The sequence below is a fragment of the Enterovibrio coralii genome, from assembly GCF_001559595.1.
Classification (GTDB): Bacteria; Pseudomonadota; Gammaproteobacteria; order Enterobacterales; family Vibrionaceae; genus Enterovibrio; species Enterovibrio coralii.
The window spans coordinates 1-10,561 of the sequence record NZ_LNTY01000028.1; the positions used below are offsets into that span (position 1 = coordinate 1).

At 45.0% G+C, this 10,561-nt stretch carries 7 protein-coding genes and 3 pseudogenes; 5 read left to right on the plus strand and 5 right to left on the minus strand.

Going from position 1 to position 10,561, the window contains the following annotated elements; all coding sequences use genetic code 11:
* Nucleotides 1-61: 61 nt before the first annotated feature.
* The 4 genes and pseudogenes from ATN88_RS08740 to pabB all read right to left on the minus strand — a co-directional run bounded on the left by ATN88_RS08740 (nt 62) and on the right by pabB (nt 5,177).
* Nucleotides 62-1,422 (minus strand): annotated as a pseudogene (locus ATN88_RS08740) (L-serine ammonia-lyase).
* Nucleotides 1,423-1,616: 194 nt separating this feature from the next.
* The gene (locus ATN88_RS08745; RefSeq protein ID WP_067414302.1) at nt 1,617-2,882 is read right to left on the minus strand and encodes a serine/threonine transporter; all 1,266 of its coding nucleotides are present in this window, start codon (nt 2,880-2,882) and stop codon (nt 1,617-1,619) included.
* A gap of 202 nt (nt 2,883-3,084) precedes the next feature.
* Complete coding sequence (locus ATN88_RS08750; RefSeq protein ID WP_067414305.1) at nt 3,085-3,768, minus strand: CoA pyrophosphatase; 684 nt, start codon at nt 3,766-3,768, stop codon at nt 3,085-3,087.
* A 57-nt stretch (nt 3,769-3,825) separates the two neighbouring features.
* Nucleotides 3,826-5,177: pseudogene (gene pabB / locus ATN88_RS08755) on the minus strand (aminodeoxychorismate synthase component I).
* A gap of 302 nt (nt 5,178-5,479) precedes the next feature.
* Here pabB and ATN88_RS08760 point away from each other — a divergent pair.
* Nucleotides 5,480-6,992, plus strand: a pseudogene (locus tag ATN88_RS08760) (fumarate hydratase).
* A 209-nt stretch (nt 6,993-7,201) separates the two neighbouring features.
* Here the strand turns inward: ATN88_RS08760 and ATN88_RS08765 are convergent.
* Nucleotides 7,202-8,164: an integron integrase gene (locus ATN88_RS08765; RefSeq protein ID WP_067414308.1), complete on the minus strand. Its 963-nt coding sequence runs from the start codon at nt 8,162-8,164 to the stop codon at nt 7,202-7,204.
* 248 nt (nt 8,165-8,412) lie between these two features.
* On the opposite strand from ATN88_RS08765, the gene ATN88_RS08770 reads away from it, so the two are divergent.
* From ATN88_RS08770 to ATN88_RS08785, 4 genes are all read left to right on the plus strand, one after another.
* On the plus strand, nt 8,413-8,892 hold the full coding sequence (locus tag ATN88_RS08770; protein ID WP_067414312.1) for a hypothetical protein: 480 nt from the start codon (nt 8,413-8,415) through the stop codon (nt 8,890-8,892).
* A complete protein-coding gene (locus tag ATN88_RS08775) occupies nt 8,889-9,503 on the plus strand; it encodes a hypothetical protein (RefSeq protein WP_067414315.1) in 615 nt (204 codons plus the stop codon). The genes ATN88_RS08770 and ATN88_RS08775 overlap by 4 nt, the downstream gene beginning before the upstream one ends.
* Nucleotides 9,496-9,894 (plus strand): hypothetical protein, encoded by a 399-nt coding sequence (locus ATN88_RS08780; protein WP_067414318.1) that lies wholly within the window; start codon nt 9,496-9,498, stop codon nt 9,892-9,894. The genes ATN88_RS08775 and ATN88_RS08780 overlap by 8 nt, the downstream gene beginning before the upstream one ends.
* Nucleotides 9,895-10,038: 144 nt before the next feature.
* Nucleotides 10,039-10,455, plus strand: coding sequence for a hypothetical protein (locus ATN88_RS08785; protein WP_067414322.1), 417 nt, complete (start codon nt 10,039-10,041; stop codon nt 10,453-10,455).
* The last annotated feature ends 106 nt before the right edge of the window (nt 10,456-10,561 follow it).

Sequence of the window (10,561 nt, forward strand, 5' to 3'; positions counted from 1 at the left end):
TTAAAGGCAAAAGAAAACCGCCATCTAGGCGGTTTTCTTTTTTATGCGTATTCAGCGTAGATTAGCAAATCACTTTGATTGCTAGGCCACCTTGAGAGGTCTCACGGTACTTAGCGTTCATGTCTTTGCCAGTCTCCAGCATGGTTTCAATTACCTTGTCCAGAGATACGCGTGGCTCAGAAGAGCGGCGCAGTGCCATACGCGTAGAGTTGATTGCTTTCATTGCAGCAATACCGTTACGCTCGATACATGGAACCTGTACTTGGCCTGCAACAGGGTCACACGTCAGACCCAGGTTGTGCTCCATGCCGATTTCCGCAGCGATACATACTTGCTGAGGCTACCGCCCATCAGCTCAGCAAGACCTGCTGCAGCCATTGAACACGCAACACCAACTTCGCCCTGACAACCTACTTCTGCACCAGAGATAGATGCGTTTTGCTTGTATAGACCGCCGATAGCACCTGATACCGCGAAGTAACGCATGTATTCACGTGGGCCAACGTTTTGGATGAACTTGTCGTAGTACGCCAGAACCGCTGGGATGATGCCACATGCGCCGTTCGTCGGAGCAGTAACAACACGGCCGCCTGCTGCGTTTTCTTCGTTTACCGCGAAAGCAAACATGTTAACCCAGTCAACCACTGCCATAGGGTCATTAGAAAACTTTTCAGATGCAATCAGTTGTTGGCGAAGTGCTGCTGCACGGCGTGGAACACGCAGAGGACCAGGCAGCACGCCTTCGTTGCTCATACCGCGATCCAGACACTCACGCATGGTGCGCCAAACGTTACCGAAGTAAGTTTGGATTTCGTCTTCAGAGTGCATTGCACGCATGTTTGCCATCACTACTGCGCTGATAGACAGACCAGTCTCTTTGCAGTGGTTCAGCAGTTCTTCTGCGCTGTTGAACTCGTAAGGAACTTTGATTTTGTTTTCGTCTTCTTTGCCAAAGTTCTCTTCATCAACGATGAAACCACCGCCGATTGAGTAGTAAGTTTTAGAGAAAACCTTCTCTTCGCCGATCCACGCGTGGATAGACATGCCATTTTCGTGCAGTGGCAGGTTAGTAGTATGGAAGTTCATACCACCGTCGCGTGGGAAATCAACAGTGTGGCAGTGCATGCCAACTGGCAGACGCTCGGTCTCTTCTACACGTGCGATAAAGCCCGGAATGCTATCGATATCTACGTGTTCAGGAGAGTTACCTGCCAGACCCATGATGATGGCGATATCAGTGTGGTGGCCTTTACCCGTCAGTGACAAAGAGCCGTAAACATCAACGGTGATCTTAGTTACGTCACGCAGTTTGTCCATGCTGCGCAGATCGTCGATGAAAGATTTACCGGCTTTCATTGGACCAACAGTGTGAGAACTAGAAGGGCCAACACCGATTTTGTAAATGTCAAAAACGCTGATCATTTGTCATACCTCAGTCAATGCCCGCTATTTACTGAGAGCGAGCATTTGGATTCATTTTTTCGTTTTCATCCATCCGTGGAGGCGACCAGTATTCGGGCGGGGAGGGCTCCCTCGTCCGAGTTTGGAAAGCAAAAAAGAGCAAGGACGTTAAGCGTATCCTTGCTCTTTTATTTAACTGTATTCTACACGAATTATTACGATACGAAACCGTACATGATTGCAGAAATTGCAACTAGACCCATGATTGTCACGAACACGTTGCTTGCTTTACCCGCGTACTTCTGCATGGAAGGTACTTTCTTGATAGCGTACATCGGCATGATGAACAGGATAGTCGCGATGATTGGGCCACCCAGTGACTCGATCATACCCAGAATGCTTGGGTTAATGGTTGCAACAATCCAGCTTGTGATAATCACGAACGCAACAGTAAACATGTCGATTTTCTTCAGGTTTACTTCTTTGTTGCGTGAACGCAGTTGCTTGATGATCAGACCGTTTAGACCTTCACGAGCACCCATGTAGTGACCGAAGAAAGAAGAAACGATTGCAACGAACGCTACGATTGGACCCAAGTAAGAGATGAATGGGCTTTCGTGCTTGTTAGCCAGGTAAGACAGAACCGCCAGGTTTTGTGCTTTTGCTTCTACTAGGTCAGCAGGCGTCAGGCTCAGAACACAAGAGAATACGAACAGCATAACGAAACCAAGCAGCATGCCCGCAGTACGGAACAGGATTTGGTTTGATTTACGCTCAGCGTTTTCACCGTAGCTGCGAGTTTGTGCCATAGAGAAAGCAGAGATCGCAGGGCTGTGGTTGAACGCGAAAACCAGTACTGGGATAGAAATCCAGATAGTGGTCCAGAAGTCACCCATGGTTGGGATTTGTTGCAGTGCTGACGTGTTCCAGTCTGGGATCAGGTAGATAGACATGAACAGCAGGATTGCTACCAGTGGGTATACCAGGAATTGAGTCACTTTCAGCATCAGTTTCTCACCCGCCAGCATGACTGACATCATACCCATGATAAGGATGATAGACAGAACTGAACGTGGCAGAGATTCCATGCCTAGTTGGTGAACCATGAAAGAGTCAACGGTGTTAGTGATACCAACGCCGTAAATCAGAACGATTGGGTAAATCGCGAAAAAGTAAAGCAGAGTGATAAGTTTACCCGCAGTCGCGCCGAAGTGCTCTTCTACTACTTCAGTGATATCGCTACCTGGCTTCTTAGAAGACAGTACGAAACGTGCCAAGCCACGGTGTGCGAAATAAGTCATAGGACCTACTAGCACAGCCAGAGCAACCAACGGCCAGAATCCATTAAGGCCCGCATTGATTGGAAGGAAAAGAATACCTGCGCCTACTGCGGTTCCGAACAGAGATAGCATCCAGGTAGTGTCTTGCGCAGACCACTTCATTTTGTCAGCGCTGGTTGTCGTTGTGGATTGTGTTGTCATTGATGGTTTACCAATAAAAATACGAAACGGATCAGGAACTGGTGCGTATTGTTGCCATATTTACATTGAAAACAGTGATTGAGATCACTTTTTGTGGCATTAAAAACCCGTGCCACTGAATTAATTGCTCTCAGTGCGCACACATTTTTTAGGGTTTAAAAAACATGTTTAATGTCTTTAAAAAAAGTTTAGATATTAAAATTTAGTTGAGTGAAAGTTGCTGGGAGAGGGCATGAAGGATTTGTGCTGTAACACCCCAAATCAGGTGCTGTTCGAAGCACATTGCGTAAATGTGGTAGGTATTTCCGCGGACTAGAAAAGGCTGCTTTGTGATTGCATCACGTCTTAAAAATTGAGCAAGTGGTACTTCAAACAGACTGTCCACTTCGTTACTGTCGATGACAGGGTGGTAGTCTGCATCGACAAACATAATCACTGGCGTGACAAGGTAACCGCTGACAGTAGGAAGCGGCGCAAGCGTCCCCAACAAATCTTCACGTTTTGCCGTTACGCCAATCTCTTCTTCCATCTCGCGGATGGCGGTTTCCACGATATCCGTGTCAGTGTTTTCGACTTTACCGCCCGGAAAGCTGATTTGCCCCGGGTGGTGTTTCAAGTGCATCGCGCGCTTGGTGAGTAATACCTGTAGTTCGCCGTTTCGCTCTGCCAACGCAATGGCCACTGCCGCGGGGCGATATTCTGCATCGGCTTGGCGTTTCATGGCGTCTTTGGCGCGCTGGATGACTTTATTATCGTAGTGGAATGCTGGACTCAAGCTGAACCGCTGCGTTAACCAATGGCGGGACAGGGGACGCATAGGGCTCTGACGCGAGTACATCGTCAGTTGCGCACTAGGATTGGTGAGTTTTGATATCGTCCCTGACATGAAATCCTTTTACTGTTTGTTCATTTTGAAGCTATCGCCATCGCAAGCCTTGCGTCTTTATGATGACAATGTCGGCAGGATCTTACTCAGCTTGTCGAGCGTTTCCTGATATTCAGATCTCGCTTCGCTGTCAGCGACCACGCCACCGCCTGCCCACGCGAAAATCTGGTTGTTCTGACACACGAGCGTACGAATCGTGATGCTGGTATCCATGGTGCCACAGCGGCTTAGGTAACCAATACTGCCACAGTAAACGCTTCGGCGGTGCGGCTCCAATTCTTCAATAATTTCCATTGCACGCACTTTCGGTGCGCCAGTGATTGAACCACCCGGAAAACAGGCGCGAAGCAAGTCGCTTGCGTGTTTATCCTCTGCCAGTGTGCCCGTTACAGTACTGACTAGGTGATGGACTGCAGGAAATGTCTCAACATTGAAAAGTTTAGGCACATTTACCGAACCCGGCGAGGCCACACGGCCAATATCATTGCGCAGAAGGTCAACGATCATCAGGTTCTCCGCACGATCCTTCTCCGCATTCAACAGATCTTCAACATTTGCAGCGTCAGTTTTGGCATCCTTGCTGCGTGGTCTTGTGCCTTTAATGGGCTTGGTTTCAATCTCGCGACCATGCAGTTGCAAGAAGCGCTCAGGCGATACTGACAAAATCGCCGCGTTGTCTAGACGAAGGAAGCCTGAGAACGGCGCGCCGTTAACCGTAGCCAGCTTTTCATAGGCGTCCCACTCGCTACCTTCATAAGGCGCGTTAAAACGTTGCGCGAGGTTAATCTGGTAACAGTCGCCCGATTTTAGGTAGGCCTGAACACGGTCAAACTTCTCGGTGTAGGTCTCTGGCGTCATGTTTGCCTGCCAGTCACCTTTTAACGAGAATGGCGAAGCGTCGCCAGAGGCAAAGGTATCAATCCACGCCAAGCGGTTTTGGCCTTCTGGCTGGATCAACACAATCTTTTGTTCCGCATGATCAGCTATCAACGCCCAGTCATAAATACCGACCGCCATATCTGGAATATCCACATCGCAAATAGCCAGCTCTGGCAAGGTTTCTACCTGACGGCCTAAGTCGTAGCTGAAATAGCCCAAGGCACGCCCAGAAATGGCCACGGTGAAATCGTTGGAACTTCAGGAAGCAAGGCGTGTTGCAGCGAACGCAATTCCTCAAACGGATCAGACTCAGAAACGGCTTTGTTTCCGTCTCGGAAATCGGTGGTATTGACGCCGTTCTCACTGCATAAGGTTGCGATGGGATCAGCAACCAGAATATCGAACCGATTATCAGGATGATTTTCCGCGGCAGATTGAAGCATCATCGCCCAAGGTTGCGATTGAATGCGGGAAAATAGGGACGTGAGTGCTGTTGGAGAGTACTCAAGAAACTGCAGAGTGATTGGCATACGTCTCGATTCGGTCATTTTCGTGTTTTTGTGATCGGCATTGATGTGCTCAATAGCACTAAATGTGCCGTAAGAGTATCATATTCGCAGGTTTTATGGCGATGAGTGACAAATTTGTTGTGCCTCACAGAATGCGCAAACCCCGCTAATTCGTTTACTCTATGCGTAAGGATACGAAAAGGCAGGGCATGACTGCGCTGTCTTTAGAACTGTTTTTTTTGATTTAGAAAACATACTGGAAGCTCTACCAGAACCCTACATTCAGGTAGCGCCAAGGAAACATAACAATTAAAGAGGCAATTATGACTGTCATTCGTAAGGAAGACGTCATCGACAGTGTCGCTGACGCTCTGCAGTATATCTCTTACTATCACCCTATCGACTTTGTTCAAGCCCTTGAAAAGGCATACAACAAAGAGCAAAGCCAAGCCGCGAAAGATGCGATCGCGCAAATCCTTATCAACTCTCGTATGTCTGCTGAAGCAAACGCCCAATCTGTCAGGACACGGGCATCGTGACCTGTTTCGTGAACATTGGTATGAATGTTCAGTGGGAAAGCGACATGACCGTTCAAGAAATGGTTGATGAAGGTGTTCGCCGTGCGTACAACAACCCGGATAACCCGCTTCGTGCCTCGGTAGTGCTGATCCGGCTGGCAAACGTTCAAACACCAAAGACAACACCCCAGCCGTTGTGCACATCAACATGGTGCCGGGTGACAAAGTCGAATTCCAAATCGCGGCGAAAGGCGGCGGTTCTGAGAACAAAACCAAGATGGTCATGCTGAACCCATCTGACGACGTGGCAGCATGGGTTGAGAAAACCCTGCCAACCATGGGCGCAGGCTGGTGTCCTCCAGGTATGTTGGGCATTGGTATCGGTGGTACGGCAGAGAAAGCGGCGGTACTGGCGAAAGAATCACTGATGGAACACATCGACATTCAAGAGCTGATCGACCGTGGTCCACAAAACGCAGAAGAAGAGCTTCGTCTGGATATCTTCAACCGCGTTAACAAACTGGGTATTGGTGCGCAAGGCCTTGGCGGTCTTACAACGGTTGTTGATGTGAAAATCAAAACCGCGCCAACACACGCAGCATCTAAACCTGTTTGTTTGATCCCGAACTGTGCAGCAACGCGTCACGTTCACTTTGAACTGGACGGTTCAGGTGCAGCGGACCTTCAGCCACCAAAATTGGAAGAGTGGCCAGAAGTGACGTGGGAAGTGGGTGAAAACGTGCGTCGCGTCAACCTCGACAACATCACTAAAGAAGATGTGCAAGAGTGGAAGACGGGCGAAACAGTTCTGCTGTCAGGCAAAATCCTGACCGGTCGTGATGCAGCACACAAACGCATTCAAGAAATGTTGAAGAGCGGGGAAGGCCTGCCAGATGGAGTCGATTTCAACGGTCGTTTCATTTACTACGTAGGCCCTGTTGATGCAGTAGGCGACGAAGTCGTTGGCCCTGCTGGCCCCACAACCTCAACCCGTATGGACAAGTTCACCGACATGATGCTCGATGAAACAGGTCTCATGGGCATGATTGGTAAAGCAGAGCGCGGCCCTGCAACGGTTGAATCCATCAAACAGCATAAAGCGGTTTACCTGATGGCCGTTGGCGGCGCAGCATACTTGGTGGCGAAAGCGATCAAGAAAGCACGCGTGGTCGCATTTGAAGATTTGGGTATGGAAGCTATCTACGAGTTTGAAGTAGAAGACATGCCAGTGACCGTTGCTGTTGATTCACGCGGCGATAATGCACACCAAATCGGCCCAGACACGTGGAAAGTGAAAATCGCTGAAATGGAAGGCTAATTCCTGACTTTGAAATCACAAAAAACCGCAGCACCGACTGCGGTTTTTTTTTGTCAGTCTTAAACCACCTCCTATGGAGGTGGTGATCGTTGTGTAATTCTTTGAATTACGCCCAAATTTGTTCATAGCCAAGCCAATTTAAAAGCCCAATTGGATACCATCAACAAAAGATTGTGGTACTGGGCATGCGTCTAGGGGCGGTAGCGTGACTAAATCGCAGATAAAGGACTTTTCACGCCGTTAGCCCCATTTTGAAGAATATGCGTATAGATTTGCGTTGTTCGTACATCTGAGTGACCAAGTTGAGACTGAACCGTTCTAATCTCTGCACCTGATTGCAATAGATGGGTGGCGAAAGAGTGACGCAAGGTATGTGGCGTTACGTGCTTTGGGATGTTTGCCTTTCTAGCACATTCTCGTAGTGAGCGTTGAACTTGTTTTTCATGAATATGATGACGTCTGATGACACCCGTTTCTGGGTCAACGCTAAGCTTGGGTGAAGGAAACAAGAACTGCCACAACAATCTGCGACGTTCAGAAGCATACTTAATTCTGAGCCGATGCGGCATCCATACGCCTTCATAGAGGGGGTTGGCTAAATCGTGTTGCAGTATGCGTTGGACGTTAGAGATTTGATCTTTTAGTTTGAGAGTGAGTTCTGGTGCCAAAGTAACAATGCGATTTTTTGCGCCTTTACCATCGAAAACTTTTATACAGCAATAATTGAAATCAATATCTTTTACACGTAGCCTCATACATTCCATTAATCGCAAACCGCTTCCGTACATTAATGCGTAAGGTAAGTAGTGGTTGGCAGGGCATTGTGAAAGCAATGCTTTAACTTCACTATGCGTCAAAACAACAGGCAATTTCTGTTTTCTTTTGCTCGATACAAAATCAAGGGATACGGATAGCGGTGATTTAATGAAATCTCGGTATAGAAAAACCAGCGCGTTTAGTGCTACAGATTGAGTATTCGCAGACACATCTTTTTTATTTACGAGAAAACTAAGGTGATGCTCTACCTCTTCGTTTCCCATTTTAGCGGGATGTGTCATGCCGTTAAAACGAATGAAGTCAGCAATCCAATAGATATAGGATTTAACAGTCTTATTAGAGTACTGTTTGGTGTACATCATTTCTTGAATTGCATTAAGAAAGAGAGATTTCATTGTTGGTTATCAGTGCTGTTTTTTATACAGCATTGGTTTGTTTGATACTGATGCAACAAAAAAGACATTTTGTCCGTTTACCACATCGCGGTTTTGTGCATTTGAAGGTATTTTAATGAAAACAAGATGTTAGTCAGTGGTAGAGTCAGTGCATCTGTTATTAAAAGACAAAATGTCGTGTTTAAACAGGACATTTTGTCATCTAATACACTGTTAAGCGATTTTAGAATGTTTATGGATACTAATTTATGGAAACTAAAGAACTATCATCATTAATTGAGGTAGAACAACAAATTGAAGTGAGAATTTCTGACTTTAATTCTCGTCGCTTTAAACTAAAGAGATACAATAACTATCTAGTTATTTTCCAGGCTGTTTTTTCTTCAGTGACAACTGCGCTTATAGCTATAAATTCGAAATTGAATATTGATATGTTAGCTTTTATAGCTATTGCTGTTAGTGCAATGAGTAGTTTGGCTGGTTTGTTTTTAAGTCAGTTTATGTTTCATGAACGCCTTGCTTCTCAAATAAGCACCGTATGCTCATTGAGAGAACTTAGTGCTGCTATAAAAATCAGGAAGAAATTAGAACAGGATGACAGGCAAACATATGAAATTAAACTTCAAGATGTTGAAGATTATTTTAATCAGATGCAAACAATACTTAATGTTGCCAATCATGAATGGCAAAAACTAGCTAAAAGTGGACAAAAAAGAAAAGATAAATGATATCGATTTCGAAAATACTAACTCTCAATAAGATTGATATCTTAAGTTTTAATGGCTCTATCATAGAGCGTAATGATTATTTCTCTCTAGGTAACCCTATATTAGATCCTCCCACATTAAGAGGTACGGTTATTGTTGAGCTTAATTATAAGTTCTTAACTGATAATAAGGAATTCTTTATATATGGGAGCCCCATAGACATTGGTGGTGTTGAGTTCGGGTTTATTAAAGTCAATAGGAGTATCACAGATTTTGTTGATAGTGCAAAATGTGATTATAATAAATTTAGCAGCATTATCAGTGGTATAAGTAATAATCCGGCTTCCCTTGAGATGATGAAACTACATACTTACTCTGAACACTCATTGAAAGTGATCGAGAATGCTTTTGATTCTAGTGTTTTTGAAGTAATAAGTAGTTCAAATAGCCCTCATCTATGCATGTTTGAGTTTTGTTTGCGAAAAGGCTACCGGCTAGCTTATGAATATGTGGAGAAAATATTTATACCTAATACATATGCATCAAGCGAATTGTTTTCAGAAATAGTCGAGAGCTTATCAAGCAAAGTTATCGTGTATAACCCAAAATATGGTATCGAAAGTTATGCGTGATAAGATATATTATGCTATTGGCCTGTATGAGGAGATGGCTTTTGATATATTCCCAACGCATTTATCCCCAATTGTTGTTGAAAAATCAGAATTAGGGTACCGTCGTTGGCAATACAAGATAAAGTGCCCTTATGAGATTGTCTTTATAAGTCCGATAGGGGGTTATAAAAGCACTATAGAGGAATTGTTTCCTTATCCTTCGTATTCCTTTATTAAACCAAAGTTAATTGATAAAAGCTGTCAAATTATAGCCTTCTCTAAAGATGATATTTATATAGGAAGTAATAAAGTTGAAATGATTTTTAGCATATTAAAAAGTGCAGTGATTAACTTTAGCAATGCTGGTTACATCAAAAGGTGTGGAGTTACATTGGTAAACGTATTTCAATAGAAATCGCTTAACAATGCAATCAAGGTGATGCGTTACACTCGGCGGTTTTGGTATGTAGTTCGGCGTGCTTGGCTGGTTCAGTGTTGGCACACCTTATTGCGGGCGTTATAAGCCTGCTCAGAAATAGCGATAAGGAGATGTTGATTGGAAAAAATAGAACTAACAAATGAGTATATTGAACAGGTTAGCGAACAATTTAAGCTTTGGGCAAATTTCCTAAATACTGGTATTGGTTTGCTATCTTTTACTCTGGCGATAGCGTGCATGGGAACTGAATCACCAACGATAAACGCAGTGCTTTCTTTGATTGTAATGTTCTTTGTAAGGATTAGCGGTTCCCAGTATTTTCCTCATGAAATACAACAGTTGAGAGCTAAAGCTAAGTCCGACGAGAAGGCTAAAATAATACTTATGGGTCTAGAGCAAAAGTATTTCGGTTTTAAAACAAACTTTACCATGTACCCTATGTTTGTGTTTGGGCTGTTTTTTCTCATAGCAGTTTCTATGAGTACGTCAATCGCAAAATTTCTCCCTTGGTGGGGGACGTATGTCGGCTTATAACAAGCAATTCAAGCTGATTCGCAACGCTCGGCACTTTCGTTTTCAACTTGTTTGGTGATTACGGTGCAGTGTTTTAGTAAGGTAGCAGCGTTGCTCGCAACTTAAT